This is a genomic window from Leptothoe spongobia TAU-MAC 1115, assembly GCF_018739885.1.
Classification (GTDB): domain Bacteria; phylum Cyanobacteriota; class Cyanobacteriia; order Phormidesmidales; family Phormidesmidaceae; genus Leptothoe; species Leptothoe spongobia.
Map to the genome: position 1 here is coordinate 1 of NZ_JADOES010000046.1, position 18,816 is coordinate 18,816.

An 18,816-nucleotide genomic window follows, 5' to 3' on the forward strand; every position below is an offset into this window, starting at 1 on the left:
TGTTTTTATTTGCTCTTTATCGCCTATTGCCGCTTCTTCGTACATCCCTCTCTACAAATTTGTACAAAGTCCAATTATTGAATGTGCTAAACATAACTAATATGCAATCCTGGCTGATAGCACCCGGTATCGAAGGGCATCCACAGGGCAAAGAAGACGTTCAAGAGGAGGTGACAATGAATAGACAACCTGTTTTAACCGGTGCTTTGATCCTGGCCGCCATCGGGGGGCTGGCCTATCCTGCCCATGGGCAGCTGGATCAGCCAACTCAGCTAGCGGTAGAAATCAGTGGTCTCAATCAGCCTCAGGGACAGGTTTGTTTAAATCTTTTTGATAGTGGTGCTGGGTTTCCAAGTAACCGTGATCAAGCATTACAGACTCAATGTTTAGAGACGACAGCAGACGTGTCTCTGGTCGCCACATTTGAGGACCTGGCACCTGGTAGCTATGCCGTGTCGGTATTTCATGATGCCAACAGCGATAGCGAGTTTAATCGAAATTTTGTGGGCATGCCGACTGAAGGGTTTGGATTTTCTAGGAATCCAGAGGCGCTGACGGGGCCACCAGAGTTTGGTGAGGCTGTGGTTTTGGTCGCTGGAGCCGAGACCAGGATTGAAATTGAGCTAAGTTATTTTTAGGGTTGGGGATGATAAGTTTCCAGATCTCCTATGGGTGACCTTTACGACGTATTTATTTCCTACGGTCGGCCTGACAGTAAAGATTTTGTGTTCAAGCTATATAAACGGCTGACGGACGCAGGCTATCGGGTTTGGTGTGACTTTAACGACATTCCCCTGGCCGTTGATTTTCAAAACCAGATTGATAGCGGTATCGAAAAATCCCATAACTTTCTGTTTGTCATTTCACCCCATGCCGTAAACTCACCCTACTGTGCTAAAGAGATCGATCGGGCTTTACATGATCAAAAGCGGATTATTCCGTTGTTGCATGTGGAGGAGATTGATCGAGAGACCTGGCAATGGCGTCATCCTGATGGGACCGATGCTCAGTGGCAGGACTATCGGGCCCAAGGGCTACATTCCAGCTTTCCGAATATGAATCCCCAGATTAGTAAAATCAACTGGGTGTACATGCGGGAAAGCGAGGATAATTTTGATCAATCCCTTGCTAGTCTAGAACAGATCTTTCATCGGCATCGGGGCTATGTGGAACAGCATACCCAATTACTCAATGCGGCCCTGGCCTGGGAGCGACAGCAAAAACAAACAGAATTTTTACTGTTGGGAGAAACGCGACAGTTAGCCGAGCAATGGCTCAATCAGCGGTTTAAGGACGAACAGCCTCCCTGTGTCCCCACCGATTTACACTGTGAGTTCATCACTGAGAGCGTCAAAAATGCTCACAACAAGATGACCCAGGTGTTTTTGGCCTATGCCCAGGCCGATGCTCAGGTGATGAATCGCATTCGTCGCTCGCTATGGCGGCAGGGATTTACGGTGTGGAGTAATCAAACAGATATTCCCACGGGAGAGGCCTTTAAGCGGGTGGTCAATCGGGGTATCGAAGAAGCTGACGCGATGGTGTACCTACTGTCGCCGGATTCTCTCCAGTCGCAATACTGCCAGTATGAGTTGAACTATGCCGTCGCCCTCAAGAAACGGGTAATTCCCATTTTGGTGAGACCCTTGACGGTGGTCCCCGTCAGTCCAGCGCTGCAGTCTCTGCAGTACATTGACTTGACTGACAACGTCAAAGCCGATGATTATCGGTTGGATGAAAGTGAACTGATTAAGACCCTAAATCATGATGGGGCCTACTATAGCCAGCATAAGCATCTGTTGGTCAAGGCCCTAAAATGGAAACGACAGCAGCAGAATCCGAGTATCCTCCTGCGGGGGTACGATCTACGTCAGGCGGAAGCATGGTTAAAGACAGCCAGGGGGCGGGCGAACCATGGAGCCACAGATTTCCACAGTGAATTTATTCAGACGAGTCTAGACCATCCGCCCCCGGCGTCCATTGATGTCTTTATCTCCTATTCCAGTGCCGATGCCGATATTGCCCGCACATTGAATAATGCCTTGCAAAGTCAGGGAAAAACCACCTGGTTTGATCAAGAAAGTATTGCCGCCGGGACAGCCAACTTTCAACGAGAGATTTATCAGGGGATTGAGGTGTCCGACAATATCTTGTTTATTCTGTCACCCCGGTCGGTGAGTTCCCCCTACTGTACCTTAGAAGTTGAGCATGCAGCTCGCTTCAATAAGCGGTTTGTCACCATTTTGCATCAGCCGGTGAAGGCGGCTGACCTGCATCCAGAGTTGGCTAAGGTGCAGTGGCTGGACTTTAGTCAACAGCGGGGAAATTTCACCACCCATTTCAACCATCTGATCCGTATTCTGGATACGGATCGAGACCATGTGCAAAGCCATACCAAATGGCTACAGCGCTCCCTGGAGTGGCAGCAAAAAGAACAGAGTGATGATCTGCTACTGCGGGGGGCTGAGAGCGCGATCGCAACCCAATGGCTCCAGGCCAGCCAAAAACAGTCCAAAACTCCTGTGGTCACCGAGGGGCAACAGGCCTTTATCATCGCTAGCCAGGCTGCGCTTGCAGCAGAGAGCCGTCGTGAAAAGCGACGCATGATGATTACACAATCACTGTTGGCAGGGGTCAGTGTTTTATGTCTCATTGCCATCGGGGCCAGTGCGATCGCAGTTAAGAAAAGTAGTAGCCTGACATTAGATGAAGCCGCCGCAAGGGTGAGTCGATCACTAGTAACCAAACCTGTGGAGGGACTTCTAGAGTCTCTCCAGTTAACGGGTAAAAGTCGGGCAAGACTCTGGGCACTGCGTCCCTCCGTCCGTTCCACCCTACGCAATGCCATTGGCATAACGGTGGAGAAAAATCGAATAAAAGCCCACGATGATGCAGTTTGGTCGGCGGTGTATAGCCCTGATGGGACCACCATTGCCAGTGGTGGGTTTGACCAGGTTGTGCGTCTTTGGGATAGCGATGGCAATCCCATGGGACAGCCATTTACAGGACATGAAGATGACATTTGGTCAGTGACCTTTAGCCCCGATGGGACCACCATTGCCAGCGCCAGTTCTGATAGCACGGTGCGTTTGTGGGACCTCCAGGGCAATCAGCTGAATGTTTTTGCAGGGCATTGGGGCCATGCCAAGACGGTGGCCTTTAGCCCTGATGGGACAACGCTGGCCAGCGGCGATCAGGGCGGTGTTGTCAGACTGTGGGATCGTCAAGGAAAAGCACGAGCGTTTCCATTAGAGGGTGAGAGTGTTATATGGTCCCTTGCCTTTAGTCCCGATGGTACCCAGATTGTGAGTGGTCGAGAAGATGGCAAGATTCATCTATGGAATCTCCAGGGTCAACGGCTCAAGAGTTTGTCAGAACATACCGGTGCAGTCCTGACCGTAACCTTTAGCCCCGATGGCCAGCTGATGGCCAGTGGGGGCAATGATAAGATTATCCGCCTATGGGATCGTCAGGGTAAATTACTGCGAGAACTGGAAGGCCATACGGACGGCATTGTGTCTCTCGCGTTTAGTCCCGATGGCCAGTGGCTGATCAGTGGGGGAAATGACAATACGGTGCGGGTGTGGAGTCGTGATGGTCAGCCCGTTGGCCCGCCGCTAATGGGTCATGATTATTATGTTTTTTCTGTTGCTGTGAGCCCGGATGGACAGACCATTCTCAGCAGTGGAGAGGATGCCACCTTGCGATGGTGGAAGATCAACGATGTGCTGGCGCGTCAATCTCTACCGATTCACAATGGTGCTGTCCATGGGATGGCCCTTAGTCGTGATGGAGAGACTATGGTTACGGCTGGCCAGGATGGCACAGTCAGGCTGTGGGCTAATAACCAAGAGGCAGCGACGTCACCTTTTGCGGGGCATGGGGACGCGGTGTTGTCGGTGGATATGAGTCCGGATGGGAACATGATTGCTAGCGGTAGTGCTGATGGCACGGTGAGACTATGGACGCGTCAAGGGGATGCGATCGCGGCTCTCGACCAGCATCAGGACTTGGTTAATTCGGTGGCGATTCATCCGACCCAGTCACTGATGGCCAGTGCCAGTGATGACAAGACGATTCGTCTGTGGGATTTGCAGGGGAACTCCATGGGAGAGAGTTTGGAGGGGCATACAGACAAGGTGAATACGGTTGTTTTTAGTCCCGATGGGCAGTTGTTGGTCAGCGGCAGCGATGACCGTACGATTCGTCTATGGGATTTACAGGGTAACCCGATGGGAGATCCCTTAGAGGGGCATACGGATGATATTAATGCCCTGGCCTTTAGTCCTGATGGTGAGATGTTTGTCAGTGCCAGCCGAGATCGTACATTGCGGTTATGGCACCGTGATGGGAGCCCCATTGCCGGTCCTTTTAATGGGCATCTTAGCGATGTGGTGGCGGTGACCTTTAGTCCGGATGGTCAGTATGTGGTTAGTGCTAGCCGTGACCAGACGTTACGATTATGGGATTTACGAGGGGAGCCGATTGGGAAGCCGCTGATGGGTCACAATGCGATCGCTAAGACGGTTTTGTTTAGTGGTGATGGTCAGCAGATTCTGAGTGCGAATAGTGATGGGTTTTTACGGCGCTGGGAAGGGGGAACGGTACAGGATTGGGTGGATTGGGGCTGCGATCGCATCCGCGAACATTCTATTCTGCAAACACCTGAAGCAGCAGGCATTGAAAAAGCGTGTCAGTTTTAAAGTGACCCTCACAATGGATAACCTCGTAGGGGCTGTGCCTTGTGCCAGCCCGGCAATACCAGGGGCTATTAGCCAGGATTTGGTATGTAATAAAGAGAAAAGCCTGGCGTACCTGGCCTTTAGCGACATTGGGTTGTCTAAAGGAATCGGTAGATGCGTTTAGAATAGATGCACACACAGTTGTATGAGACTGAACTATCATGCCTACTCTGTCTTTGCCATATTCTGAGGATTTATTAATCACGTCAGGTAAATCGCCACAGGCCTTAGAAGCAGAGTTGGCTTTTTTGCTGGCAGTCAAACTATTTGAACTGCGTCGATTGTCATTAGGTAAGGCTGCGGTATTTTGTCAAATGCCTAAACTGCAATTTATGTTTGAACTAGGGCGTTTACAGGTACCTGTAATTAATCTGGACGATGACCAAATTGCAGATGAGCTAAGCGATGACTAACGCTGTTATTGTTGCTTTGCCTGATTACCTACAATAGTCATACCCCACAGCTGGCAACCCCACCATGAGCCAAGCCATCTCAGCCCCATACCTCACACTAGCGCAGTACCTTGCCTACACCGCAGGCACAGAGACCCGCTACGAACTCGTCGATGGAGCCCTGGTCGAAATGCCACCGGACTCTGATAAAAACCTGAGCATTGCTAGAACGCTGCTATTAAAGCTGATTAAGCATTTTCCCTCAGAGTTAGTCACATGGGGCACCGAAATCGAAGTCAGTGGTCGTCGCGTTAGCTGCCGTATTCCTGACCTCCTCGTCCATTCCGCAGAATCCAAAGCCGCCCTTGCCGGGACCAAACGTGCCACCATCACCCATGATATGCCACCCCCAGCCTTAGTGCTCGAGGTCGTATCCCCAGGGCAGACCAACCGAGACCGAGACTACCGCTACAAACACACCGAATACGCTGCCCGAGCCATTGAAGAATACTGGATAGTTGACCCCGAACTGCAGCAGATTACAATCTGTCACTGGGAAAATGGCATGTACGAAGACACTATCTATAAAGACGATGAAAAGGTTAAATCCTCACTGGTGCCAGAGTTAGACATAACCCCTAATACCCAGCCCTTTCAAGGTGGGCTAGCAATGAGCTTTATATTTGGACAAAACCATTATTACTCATGGATTAGGACCAAACTTTGCAATTTAGATAGCTAGTTCAAATGCACTAAAATCAGAGAAATTCAGGCAGTTTAAGACTATTTCAGAAAAAATATCCCAAACAAATCGGCTATTGCTATCAGGAATTTTTAATTTGTAGAGAATGCTTTTCTAGCTCGGAAAAGTTGAATCTACTTAAGAGAGGAGCTTTTGAGAATTATTAAAAGTATTCATTTCACCTTTACAGGGCTGCCCCTAATACCCTATTTGGAGCGTAAGGATTAACACCCTAATGCAGTACCTAATAACCAAGATAGATACCACCCTCTGCCCATGTCCCTGTTACCCCATCTCTCCCAAATCGCCGATCTCCGTCAAGCCCTCGCCACCCAGCTTGATACCATTACCCATACTCTCCTTCCCCTGCAACAAACGTTTGACCTCACCCAACCCCTAGCCGATCTCTCCGCTGCTAGCCAAAGCCTCCGCCAAGGTGTCTTTCGTCTTATGGTCCTGGGGGATATGAAGCGGGGTAAGAGCACCTTCCTCAACGCCCTTTTAGGAGAGGCTCTCCTACCCAGCAACGTCAACCCCTGCACCGCCATCCTTACGGTTCTCCGCTACGGTCCTACGCCCCAGGCCACCGTCCACTTCAACGACGGCACCGACCAGCAGCTGGACATCGACACCTTTACCCAGCGCTATACCATCGATCCAGCAGAAACTCGCCAGACCGATGGCACCTCCCCCTTTGCCCATGTCAGTCATGCGGTGATCAACTACCCGCTACCCTTATTACAAAACGGCGTAGAAATTGTCGATAGCCCTGGCCTCAACGATACCGAGGCCCGTAACAAACTCTCCCTGGGCTATATCCAAAACTGCCATGCAATTTTGTTTATGCTGCGGGCCACCCAGCCTTGTACCCTGGCTGAGCGACGCTATTTGAGTAACTATCTGCAAAATAAAGGACTGTCGCTATTTTTCTTATTAAATGCCTGGGACCATATTAAAGACAGTTTGCTGGACCCGGACGATCCAGATGAACTGGCCCAGGCCGAAACCCGGCTCCATAAGGTGTTTTACAGTACCCTCAAAGACTATTGTGACAACTACGAAGCACGAGTCTTCCCCATCTCTGCGCTGCAGGTATTGCGCCAGCGGATCAAGACTCCAGATCAACCAATTCAGGATCCAGGATTCTCGCAGTTTCTCACCACCCTCGATCAGTTTCTCACCCAGGAACGGGCCAGGGCTGAGTTTCAGCCAGTGGTGGCACTATCCCAGCGGTCGTTGGCAGAACTCACGGAAAAAGTGAACCTGCGGCGCACCCTGTTGCACCAGACGGTGGCTGAGCTCAAGCAAAGTATATTGCAACTAGCTCCAGTGTTTGAACAGCTAGTGATGATTCGGGATGAATTTCAAAAGGAGATACGAGAAAGTTGCGATCGCACTGCCACCGCCACCACCACCGCCTTCAAAGACTTCATCCTCAATCTAGAACACACCTTTGAAAAAGACTTTGCCCCCTACCAGCCCGATCTCTCCCTGATCGACCTGGTTAGCCCTGCCGGTCGACAACAGTTTAACCAATCCCTCGAAACCGCCTTCCAGAGGTACCTCAACGACCAGCTCCTACTCTGGAGCCGCACCCTGGAGCCCACCCTACGCAGCGCCTTCCAAACACTTTCCGAACGCGCCGCCCACTATGGCGCTTCCTATAATCAAATCACCCATCAAATCCTCACCACCCTCAGCGGTCAGTCAGTCCAGATTCCCCTGGACAAAGGTCAACCCAGCTGGGCCGAATGGGCCATCGACGCCCTCAACCAACCCACCGATACACCAGAAGTCAAAGCCATCCTCGCCAGCATCGACCTACAAAGTATCCTGATCAACCTCGTCGCCGCCATCGGTGCCAGCCTCCTAGCCTCCAGTTTAATTAGTAGTATCGCCGGTCCCATCACCCTCGGCATCGCCAGCCTCGGCATCGGTGCCTTCCAAATAGACCAAACCCGTCGTGCCTTGATGGTCGCCGCCCGTCAAGAACTCACCACCCACCTCCCCCGCATCGCCGCCGAACAGCAGCAACCCATCCACTCCGCCATCGTCCAATACTTTCGCAACTACGAACAATCCGTCATCAGCCGCCTAGACACCGACATCAAAGCCCGCAAAAACGACCTAGAAACCCTACTGAATCAAAAACAAGACCAAGAACACCAAAGCCAGTCAGAACTAGACCAACTGCAAGCAGCATTGCTCCAACTAAAGCAAGCAAATCAAACCATCCAACAGCTCTACACCCAAGTCATTCAGTAAGTCCCACCCCAAAATCTTCGCAAAAACCAGTGAAGAACCTACATAATCGACCCCGCCGTAACCCCAACCTAATGCCATTGCAGATAACCCAGTACGTTGTCCCTATGGTGGATAGTGTGATGCTTCTCAAAGCAGCTTGTTAACCAGTAGCTTGAAGTTACGAAACCTAAGCTAAGAGGTAGCCCCAATGAAAACCACCACACCCTCTAAATCATACGACGGCGAAGCGGTTTACGTCGGCATCGATGCGCACAAAAGGACTTACGTAGTCGTGGTTCGAGTGTGTCAAACGGTTGTCAAGAAATGGACCACCGCATCTGACCCGAAGGCCCTGGCCAACCAACTGTTAAAGTTTTTTAAGGGGGGCAAGATTCATACCGTCTACGAAGTTGGCTTTAGCGGCTTTAGATTGCACCGAGACCTGACCAGAGCAGGCATCGATAGCATTGTGGTTCATCCCGCCGCTGTCGAAGTGGCTGCCAACAATCGAGTGAAAACCGATAAACGAGATGCGGCAAAACTAGCAGAACAGTTAGAGGCAGGTCGGTTAAAAGGGATTCGAGTGCCCAGTGAAGACCAGGAACAGGCCCGTCTACTCAGTCGTACGCGTGAGCAACTGGTTCAAACTCGCACTCAGGTGAAACAACAAATCAGAGCCAAGGCCCATCAGTTTGGCCTGATTGCCCCTGAAGATAGACGAGAGATGAGTCCTCGTTTTTTCCAGGAGTTATTAGACCGTTCGCCAAGTGAGACCTTCACTCTAGCCATCGAGGCCCTCTGGCAAATCTGGCAATCCCTTGACCAACAGATTAATCACCTAGTGGCCCAACTCAAACAACAAGCGGCGGTCGATGCGAACGAAGCCACCTATCGATCGGCTCCAGGTGTGGGACCGATTAGTGCTCGAGTGCTCTCGAATGAGCTGGGTGATATGGCTCAGTTCAAGAATGAGCGAGCGGTGTTTAGTTATACGGGACTCACCCCCAGTGAACATTCCTCAGGGGACACTGTGCGTCGAGGGCATATCACCAAACAGGGCAATCGTCATCTGCGCGGAATCCTTTTGGAAATCTCTTGGCGGGCCGTGCGCAAAGACCCAGCCTTGCAAGTGTTTTTTGACCGATTACATCCGCGCATGGGTCGGAAAAAAGCCATCATTGCCGTGGTCCGTAAACTGATTGGAAAAATACGAGCGGCGTTTCGTAAAGGAGAACTCTATCAGTTGGACTATCCTACTGAGGCCAACACGACCGTTTAGAGTAACAACATTATTCATTAACCCGGAGGTAAGTGACCGTTTAGAATAACAACATTATTCATTAACCCGGAGGTAAGTGACCGTTTAGAATAACAACATTATTCATTAATCTGGAGGTAAGTGACCGTTTAGAATAACAACATTATTCATTAATCTGGAGGTAAGTGACCGTTTAGAATAACAACATTGTTCATTAATCTGGAGGTAACCGTTAATGAGAGTTCAGCTCAATCTTCTCTAACAACGAGTAATTGACCTATCTTGCTGTGACCCCGACTAAGACCCTGTGAGCGTTTAGTGTAAATGACTACGAACGTTGAGTGGGGCGCAGCCTCGACGATAGCGCATATGGAAATTGTGGCACTGTTACGACGGTGACCCCGGATGACTGGTTGTTGATACGTCGGTTAGAGTGAGGTGAACTATGACAATAAAACTTAATCTAAATCCTTTATCCAATTGTCCAGATCACGCTCTATTACTCAAGCTACAGGAAGGTCACACAAGTCCTTTCAAGGAATGTTGCGACCTTCTATTGACAAATCCCATGACTGGGTCTTAGGGCGGCGTAACGGCCCTGCCCAGGGGGTTTGGGGAACTCGGAGGGACCCCAAGCAACACCTTTAAACTCCCCACCCACCATCCAAACAATTTTCCCAATCTTTAATCCCAATACCACCCTAACGCCCCCCATTCACCGTAGGATAAATTGACCCTGTTGCACTAGCCCTAATCCCATGCCTGACTTCAAACCCAACGACGGTCGCCTCTACGCCCCCGCCACCGAACGTAACCGCGAAGCCATCCTAGAAGTCCTAGAGCGAATTCTACCCAACCCAGGCACCATCCTAGAAATAGCCAGTGGCACCGGCGAACACGCCAGCTTTTTCGCCCCCAAACTAGCCCCACGCCGCTGGTTACCCAGTGATATCAGCGCCCCCATGCTCAAAAGCATTACCGCTTGGCAGCAGGCCACCAACGCCCGCTATCTGCAACCTGCCATTGAACTGGATGTCCGCGATGAGCCGTGGCCCATTGAGACTAATGCAAAACAGTCCATTGATGCCATCGTCAATATCAACATGATCCACATCGCTCCCTGGAAAGCGTGCGAGGCAATGATGGCAGGGGCTGGGCGAATATTGCCTGAGAACGGTGTGCTTTATCTATACGGCCCGTTCAAACGCAATGGCCAACACACCGCCCCCAGTAATGCCACCTTTGACACCTGGCTCAAAGAACAAACAACCGACTGGGGTGTACGCGATGTAGAAGCCGTGGAAGGAACCGCTAAGGTGCATCAATTAGCCTTGAAAGAAGTGATTGACATGCCTGCCAATAATCTTTCACTGGTATTTCATAAGCAGTCATGATGTATGGGCCACAAGATCTGAAATCAGACTGGTGATGGGTGAAGTATAGGCCAGACTTGTTATTCCCTATGCTCAATTTATGCCGTTTTTACGACACATTTATTCCCTATGGCAACGCCAAAACCGTTTTGAGCAAATCAGTTGGATCGGATTGCTACTATTCCTAAGCTATCTGGCCTGGCATTTATCCTTTATCCACGGCCTCGTACCCGGTCCGTACCATCTTGCTATTCAATTCCAACGTATTTTTTTACCTGGCTTTTGGTGTTTAGTATTGGCCATCGTCCCAGCGAGTGTCCTTTTTCCTGTCACCACGCTGCGAGGAATTAAACGCCGCTGGTCTAAATTCTTAGGGCTGATGCTGTTGGGCATTATCAGCATAGTTGTACTGATACCCATCCTATTTAGCCAATCCGGTCCCATGGGCCTGCTAGGGCTACTAATCCTGGCAATCTTGTTTGATATCTGGTGGATTTTGATCCTGATTAGTCGTTTCCCCCAACGAGTGAGAACTAAAAGCGTGGTTGCATTTTTAGTCTTCGTAGTTCTATTGGTTTCACTGATTCCCGTCGGTGGCTTCTCTTTTGTATCGGTGGATAGTCTTAAGGTCAAGGACTGGAACAAACACTACCATGCAGGTTACATGATGAGCATGGATATCCAGGGACAGCTAACTCTGTTTGAATGTGGCCCCGTGGGACTCTTTTGCCGACAGGTTTATCGTTATTGCGATAACCTGGGTCCCCTAGCTAGTGGTGATGTCATTCTTCTCTGGGTGGATGATCGACTGTCGTTATCCTTCCCATCCAATAATAAGTCTGCTTCTGAGATTTATGCTGGCAAGTCTCCTCTCTATCAACGTTCTCAGGATACGATACTGATCGATACCCCCAGTTTTGATAGTGAATCTCTGAGGGATTCTAGCTGTCGATTCTCATTTTAAGAACAATTCATGAACTGTTTTTGAATAGGTTAGGGCGCACCAGTACTATGACATTACAAACGTTATCTTGCCCTGTTGGCCCTACCTGTTAATGCGTCATGGTCTGATTGCCCTTAGCCTAGCTTCGGTACTTGGTGTCGGTTTGGAAATGGCTGTACGGCCATCCTGGGCCTATGGAAACAGCCTTGAACTCCCCAAGCATGCCATCCCCCGCCCCAAGCAAAATGATACCAATGCTGAAATCGCAGGCTTGCGATCGCAGGCCGAAGCCCAAAATACAGCCAACCTAAACTATCGCCAACAGATCAACACCCTGATCGAAGCCCAAACCTTTAACCAGGTCGAAAACCTGGTAACACAGGCTATCACCTCCGGCACTCAAGCCATCAAACTGCTCAAGCAAGCCCTCGCTCTGAGTCAATCCACCGCTGACAACCAGCTAACAGATCAGCTTTATGCCGAGTTAGCCAAGGCTTACAGCAACCTTAGTTCAACCTATAATCTGCAAGCAACCAGTTATGGCAAACAAGATCAGCTAGCGGAACAGCTATTGGCTCAACAAAATAATCTCCAAGTCCAAACAGAACAACTAGAGATTATTCTCCCTTCTCAGAATCAGGAACTCATTGTCACCACTAGAGTCGGTCTCACCATTATCCACTGGAGCATCAGTCAAACCCATAATCAACTGGGACAACACCTGGAGGGCATAGAATCCGCAACCATAACTTTAGAGCTTGCCCAGCACCTGGCCGCATCAAAATTAGAACTCTTTACCCTGCTGAGCCTGTCTCAGCACCACTGGGCGTTAGGAGAAGCTGCTAGAAAAGACAGCGAGTATTTGCCATCCCTCGAATACTTAACCCTAGCCAGGACCTATGCCGAACAAGTCCTAGCAATCAGTGATCGTCCCCTAGGACAGTTTCCAAGTTCTGATTTTTTACCAGACTCTGTCCTGATCAAAACCTCTGAAGATAAAACATATTTTACAGAGCTAACGCTGACATCCCTATGGTCAGTCCAGATCAGCCTTGGCGATCTGCATGCAGATCAACAGTCCTATGCTACTGCCACAGAATTTTATGAACAAGCCTTAGATACGGTTCAACGCCTGGGCAACAAAAACCAAGAATTCAACACGTTGAATTTAATATCCGTGCAGTATCAGCGCCTTGCCCGTTATGACAGGGCACTCGACATTGCCATCCAAACCGAACAACTTGCCCAAGCGATCGATTCTCCGCCGCTGTTACTTCGTTCCACCCTCTGGCTGGCCAGACTCTATGACGACTTAGGTAACTATCCAGAGGCATTAAAGCGTTATGAAGCAACCCAGGATCTAGCGAAGCGTCAGAAAAATATCAGCACACAGCTCACGGTCTTGAATAATATGGGCCTAATTTCTAGCATTCAAGGCGACTATACCACCGCCCTTGATGCCTATAATCAAGCTTTAGCACTTAACCAAACTATCCGAACTCAGCTTACTGCCTCCAATGCGCTCCAAACCCTGGGAGAAAGCTGTTTTCTATGGACCTATCAAGACCTGGATTTTAACGACCGTCAAGTCCAACAATTAGCTGAACAAGCACGACAGCTGTGTTTAGCCAGTACCTGGGAGCTAGAGCAGACTCTATATAACAACATTGGCGGTGTCTATGCAGAACAAGGGCGTTATCAAGATTCCCTAGACCTGAGAAATCGCTCCCTCGAGATTGTCAAAGACCTCAATAATCCAGCGGCTGAAGCCCAGCTGATTAACAATATTGGCAATATTCATCAAGAACAGGGCAATTACACGCAAGCATTGGCCTCATTTCAAGCAGCGCTGGCCATCGAGGCAGGCATTGACGCCCGTTCTGGTATGGCCACCAGCTTAAATAACATTGCCATTGTCTACGATAGCCAGGGAGAATATACCCTTGCCCTTGATTATTACCAAAGAGCATTGCAGCTAGTCACAGACATTGGTCTGAAGCCGTTAGAGCCTACCACATTAGGCAATATTGGCACCCTCTACCAGGCCCAAGGTGACTATGTCCAAGCCGATCAATATCTGCAACAGGCATTACAGCTATCTCAAGACCTGATGTTTTTGCCCACCCAGGCCACCCAGCTGCTAAATCTCAGCAATTTGGTCGGTGATCAGGGTGACTATGCGGCAGCCCTTGACTATGCCAATCAAGCATTAGAAATTCATCAGCGCATTGGACAACGGAGTCGTGAAGCCAATAGTATTCGCATACGCGGTGATGTATACCTGAGCCAGGGTGATTTTTCCAATGCATTAACTGACCAACAAACGGCTCTCAGGATCTCGCGGGAGTTAGATGATTTGGATGATGTCGCCTATTCTCTACAGGCATTGGGTCAAACCTATGAAACATTAGGTCAACCCGATCAGGCCATCCCCCGATATCAGGAGGCCCTGAACATCTTCAAAGAGATTGGCGCAGTGACGGGGCAAGCTTCTATTTACAATACCCTGGGCAATAGTGCTGCAAATCAAGGGAACTATGCTGATGCCCTCACCAATTACCAACAGGCCTTAGCTATTTATCAAACGGTGGGTGCTGTAGGAGCAGAGGCCCTAACATTGACCAACATAGGTTATGCCCAGTACAACCTAAATAACCTTGACGTTGCTCAAAATAGCTTCACCCAGGCACTCACTATCCAGCGACGGATTGGTCGAGCCTCAGATATGGGTTCATCCCTGAAGGGATTAGGGCTTGTCGCTGCGGCCAATCAACCCACTGAGGCCCTTGAACTATTGCAACAGGCCCTGGCCATGTATCGAGAACAGGGTAATCGTCCCAGCGAAGCCAGTACATTGGCTACCATTGGTAACCTACTCAGTGATCAAGGTCAGCCAGAACTGGCCAGTGTGTTTCTCAAACAATCGGTCAATACCTATGAAACCATTCGAGAAACCATTCGTACCCTCGACCAAACGCTTCAAACCTCCTACACCGAATCCATCGCTGATACCTATCGACAACTGGCCGATGTTTTGCTCACCCAGGGGCGTATCCCCGAAGCCCAGAGGGTTCTAGATCTGTTGAAAATTGAAGAACTGCGGGAGTTTACCTCTCAAACCCGTTCTGTATGGAGTAGCAATGGCATCTCTCTTACCCCCCTGGAGCAATCGGTACACGAGACCCACGGTAGCCTAATCGCCCTCAGCCAGGCGATAGAAGCCTGTGATGCCACCCGCTGTGCCACCAGAGGAGACCTGAGCCTGCAGAGAGAGAATTTAATTGCCCAGTATAAACAACAGGTTCAGAAAATTGAAGCTGCCTATCGACGCGATTGTGAACAGGTTGACGATCAATGTGTGAATCCCGAAGATTTAGGCAATGAGGCCAGTAAGCTATTGGCAGCTAACGAAGATGCTGTACTGGTTTACCCCCTTGTCGTCGACAATAAACTCTGGATACTATGGGCGGCCCAAAATAATGTGGTTGGCAGCATCGAAGTGCAGGATGTTAGCCGAGAACAGTTAGCTCTGGCTGTGGCAGACTTTCGTCAAGAGATTGGTCGAGGCAGCTATAGCTATGGCGATCGAGCCTCCCTAGAACAAATTCAAGCCAAGTCTCAAAAGCTCTATGACTGGCTGATTCGGCCCTTAGAGGCAGAACTCACCAAAAACCAGATCAAGCATCTGATCTTTGCCCATGACCGTTATACCCGCTATATTCCCATGGCCGCCCTCCATGATGGCGAACAATATCTGATTGAAAAGTATGCGGTGTCTAGTATTTTGGCTGCAACTGCAACCGATCTAGACAGTCCACCAGCCGTTACTGAAGCCTCCGTCTTGGGGTTAGGCCTATCAGACCCAGCTCCTCCTTTTTTAGCCCTGGAGAATGTGCCCGTAGAGTTAGACAGTATTGTCAAAGAAACTAGCAGCGACAGCAGAGGGTTTTATGATGGTAAAGTCTTTTTGAATAAAGCCTTTAATCGAGACTTGATGCGCTCGGAAGTCTATCAACATCAGATTTTACACATCGCCACCCATGGAAAATTTGAACCTGGTTCCCCGGACCAGTCATTTATCCTGTTAGGCAATGGTGAACCGTTACCCATTCCTGAAATTGATACACTGCTGCAGGCCGATCTGGAAAATGTACACCTGGTAGTCCTGTCAGCCTGTGAAACCGCCTACGGTGAAGAAGGCAGCGATGGTCGTGAAATTGCGGGGATTAGCTCTTATTTTCTCAAAGGAAATCGGGCCCAAGCGGTGATGGCCTCCCTATGGGCCGTCAATGACGAGAGTACCAGTCTGTTAATGCAGCGATTTTATGAATTTCTCGCATCGGGTGAACTGACTAAGGCAGAGGCCCTACAACAGGCTCAACTCAGCCTACTCTATAGCCAGGATGTTGAAACTCGACTCACCGCTATGCGCAGCAGCAATTCATTTGACACTGCTTGGGAGGGTCAATCTCCCGGAGCAAACAGCTCTATTGCCCATCCCTATCATTGGGCTCCATTTATTCTAATTGGCAATGCCCTATAGCTGAAAATAGCAATTTGCAGTTTTCCATACTACTCAAGGACATTTTCCCCATTATGATAAAGCCCTGTTAACTACGGGGTAAAATCGTCGTGGAAAAGTCGCTACAGCGTATTTTTATTGGAGTTGGCTTTTTCGTTACCACTGTAATTGTGGCTGTAATCGGTTATGTCGCCGCTGGCTGGGCCTTGATGGATGCCATTTATATGGTAGTGATCACCATTTTTGGCGTTGGTTATGGCGAAGTCAAACCGTTAGAGTCAAACAGTTTAAAGGTGTTTACCATTTTGGTGATCATCGCTGGAGTGCTGTCGGTTACCTACATTATTTCGGGTGTGGTGCAATCCGTGGCAGCAGGAGAAATTCGTCAGGCATTGAGTCTCAAACGTATGAGTGAAACCATTGCAAATCTAAAGGAGCATGTGATCGTCTGTGGCTATGGACGGATCGGACAGCTGTTATGCCAACAGCTTCAAAACGATGGTCTGTCATTTATCGTGGTGGATGCGGATCCACAGCGTGTGAGCTTAGGTCAAGAAAAGGGCTATTTAATGCATCTTGGCAATGCCACCGATGAGGCTAGTCTAGAAGCGGTGGGTGTTCATCGCGCCCGAGCCTTAGCGACAGTTCTCCCTGATGATGCGGCTAATGTATTTATTACCCTCACAGCCCGCGAGTTAAACAGCAATATTACCATTTTGGCTCGGGGAGAGCTCCCGTCTACCGAGAAGAAATTACGCCTGGCAGGAGCGGACCATGTCGTGCTACCGGCCACGATTAGTGCGGGACGTATGGCCAATCTATTGATCAATCCTGCTGCTGAAGATTTTTTGGCCCAAGGAGAAGGTCGTAATACTCTCAATCAATTGCTATCGGAGATTGATATTCAGCTCAGTGAACTGCCTGTGGAGTCCCAATCTAGCCTGGTGGGAGCCACTATTCAAGATATTGAAACCCAGGGCCATGGCACATTTATTATTGTTGCGCTAAGACGTCAGTCTGGTGAGATTTTGATCCATCCCACCCAAGATACATTTCTGGCCTCTGGTGATGCCCTGATTCTCATGGGACACCAGGGAGACCTACCATCTATGATCAAACGGCAGCTGGTAAAACCAGAACTACGCTATCGCGGTGCGCGTGTGCGTTAGTCAAAATTTCAATCCGCAAACATATGGAACAGGGAACAATATGCAAACAGCATCCCCATCAATATAACCCCCGAATGTGTAATCGTCAGAAACACTGCGTACTCTATCTATTTACAAGTCCCTGGTTACGCCGAAGAGACAATAAGCACCAGGCAGGTATCACAGGTAAAGTGAGGTACAACAAATACAATAAGAGCGATACGATTTCGCTAGGTGTAGCTGACGTAATGCCCTTGGGTAGCGCTAATGACAGTAGCATCAGGCTAAGTAGTCCAACCGCGTTTCTTCCTCGATTAAATTTTATCCATCGCAACCGCGTGGCAAGGCTTATGAGCAGGGCTTCTATCAAGGTCACGCCCTGCATATAAAGTACGCCTACGCCTAATCCCAGCGTCCAATCCTCAAGCGGTCTCACCTTATCTGGATTAAGGGTGCCATAAAACCAATAGTGCCACCAGGCTGCTAATCCTACCAAGATAAGTATCCCAAATAGACTAATCAATCCAAGAATTATGATTCGTAGTAGTTTAGCAAAAGACATGGCATGACAGAAAGTTGGGGAATTTGGCCGTAGATGCGGCTAGGGCGCGACTATCTCTAACTATACATAGGTTAAGATGAAGCTCCGCTCACTTCCAGTGTTGTATTAACTCTCATACATTATGGATTTCGCTTGAGTGTCCAGAAGGGTGGCGCATCGGGTGCTATTTTCTGGGCTTGTACGATCTCAAATCCATTCTTCTGATAAAAACGTACGGCTGGTTCTACAAAAGTCACCAAATAGCAGACAATACCTTCATTGCTTGCCCGTTGCAAAATCGGTTGTAGTAACTGACTGCCAACGCCTCGTCCCTGAGCTGCAGGATTTACAACCATCACGTTTAAATACCAGTGGGGGCGATCGCCCATATCTTGTTGATGGGCCTGATCAATAGCCAATAACAACTTTAGGCATCGCCCTAATCGGCTCCAGCGAATTTTCGTCGGTAAGGCATACAATTGAAGACTCCAGGCCATCTTCAATAACTGAAGTAAACTGCTAGAGACTTTTTCCGGCGGCAACCAGGCAGCAATCCCGTCTAAATCTTGGGTTGTATACACATGATTGTACTGAGTAGAATAAGCAATCGCTTTACTCATTAACCAGGTTAAAGACTGCAGCCGAAATTCTCGATCATCAGAGATTATATAAGCCAGTATGGGATCGTCTTCAAAGGCTTTGGCTGCAACTATGCTAGCCGCTGAAACTTGTGATTTTTGTAGCTGTATGACCTCAGATGATTTTTGTAGCTGTATATCATTAGAATGCTTCATGATTTAGACTCCCTAGTTATGGTTCGAAATTGACTGTTGATGGCGTCGTTATTCGATGGTTTAACTGTAATCAAACAAGTGTCTCTAACCCGTCTCCAAAGCGTCCAACCCCTGCTG

12 protein-coding genes are annotated in these 18,816 nt (G+C 49.2%); 10 read left to right on the forward strand and 2 right to left on the reverse strand.

The window, feature by feature from the left end:
* Positions 1-176: 176 nt before the first annotated feature.
* From IXB50_RS18495 to IXB50_RS22665, 10 genes are all read left to right on the forward strand, one after another.
* Positions 177-638, forward strand: coding sequence for a DUF2141 domain-containing protein (locus IXB50_RS18495; protein WP_215610476.1), 462 nt, complete (start codon positions 177-179; stop codon positions 636-638).
* A gap of 30 nt (positions 639-668) precedes the next feature.
* Positions 669-4,703: a toll/interleukin-1 receptor domain-containing protein gene (locus IXB50_RS18500; RefSeq protein ID WP_215610477.1), complete on the forward strand. Its 4,035-nt coding sequence runs from the start codon at positions 669-671 to the stop codon at positions 4,701-4,703.
* Between the two features lie 200 nt (positions 4,704-4,903).
* Positions 4,904-5,155, forward strand: a complete 252-nt coding sequence (locus IXB50_RS18505) for a UPF0175 family protein (protein ID WP_215610478.1) — start codon at positions 4,904-4,906, stop codon at positions 5,153-5,155.
* A gap of 64 nt (positions 5,156-5,219) precedes the next feature.
* Positions 5,220-5,876, forward strand: a complete 657-nt coding sequence (locus IXB50_RS18510) for a Uma2 family endonuclease (RefSeq protein ID WP_215610479.1) — start codon at positions 5,220-5,222, stop codon at positions 5,874-5,876.
* A gap of 276 nt (positions 5,877-6,152) precedes the next feature.
* Positions 6,153-8,141 carry a dynamin family protein gene (locus tag IXB50_RS18515; protein ID WP_215610480.1) on the forward strand — a complete coding sequence of 663 codons (1,989 nt, stop codon included), beginning with the start codon at positions 6,153-6,155 and terminating at the stop codon, positions 8,139-8,141.
* A gap of 187 nt (positions 8,142-8,328) precedes the next feature.
* A complete protein-coding gene (locus IXB50_RS18520; RefSeq protein ID WP_215610481.1) occupies positions 8,329-9,399 on the forward strand; it encodes an IS110 family RNA-guided transposase in 1,071 nt (356 codons plus the stop codon).
* A gap of 737 nt (positions 9,400-10,136) precedes the next feature.
* Positions 10,137-10,772, forward strand: a complete 636-nt coding sequence (locus tag IXB50_RS18525) for a DUF938 domain-containing protein (RefSeq protein WP_215610482.1) — start codon at positions 10,137-10,139, stop codon at positions 10,770-10,772.
* 79 nt (positions 10,773-10,851) lie between these two features.
* Positions 10,852-11,715 carry a hypothetical protein gene (locus IXB50_RS18530; protein ID WP_215610483.1) on the forward strand — a complete coding sequence of 288 codons (864 nt, stop codon included), beginning with the start codon at positions 10,852-10,854 and terminating at the stop codon, positions 11,713-11,715.
* A 91-nt stretch (positions 11,716-11,806) separates the two neighbouring features.
* The gene (locus tag IXB50_RS18535) at positions 11,807-16,237 is read left to right on the forward strand and encodes a tetratricopeptide repeat protein (RefSeq protein WP_215610484.1); all 4,431 of its coding nucleotides are present in this window, start codon (positions 11,807-11,809) and stop codon (positions 16,235-16,237) included.
* Positions 16,238-16,326: 89 nt separating this feature from the next.
* Entirely contained in the window at positions 16,327-17,385 is a 1,059-nt protein-coding gene (locus IXB50_RS22665) for a potassium channel family protein (protein WP_215610485.1), read from the forward strand.
* Positions 17,386-17,488: 103 nt separating this feature from the next.
* On the opposite strand, the gene IXB50_RS18545 is transcribed toward IXB50_RS22665, so the two are convergent.
* Complete coding sequence (locus tag IXB50_RS18545) at positions 17,489-17,926, reverse strand: hypothetical protein (RefSeq protein WP_215610486.1); 438 nt, start codon at positions 17,924-17,926, stop codon at positions 17,489-17,491.
* Between the two features lie 119 nt (positions 17,927-18,045).
* Positions 18,046-18,699 carry a GNAT family N-acetyltransferase gene (locus IXB50_RS18550; RefSeq protein ID WP_215610487.1) on the reverse strand — a complete coding sequence of 218 codons (654 nt, stop codon included), beginning with the start codon at positions 18,697-18,699 and terminating at the stop codon, positions 18,046-18,048.
* Positions 18,700-18,816: the final 117 nt, after the last annotated feature.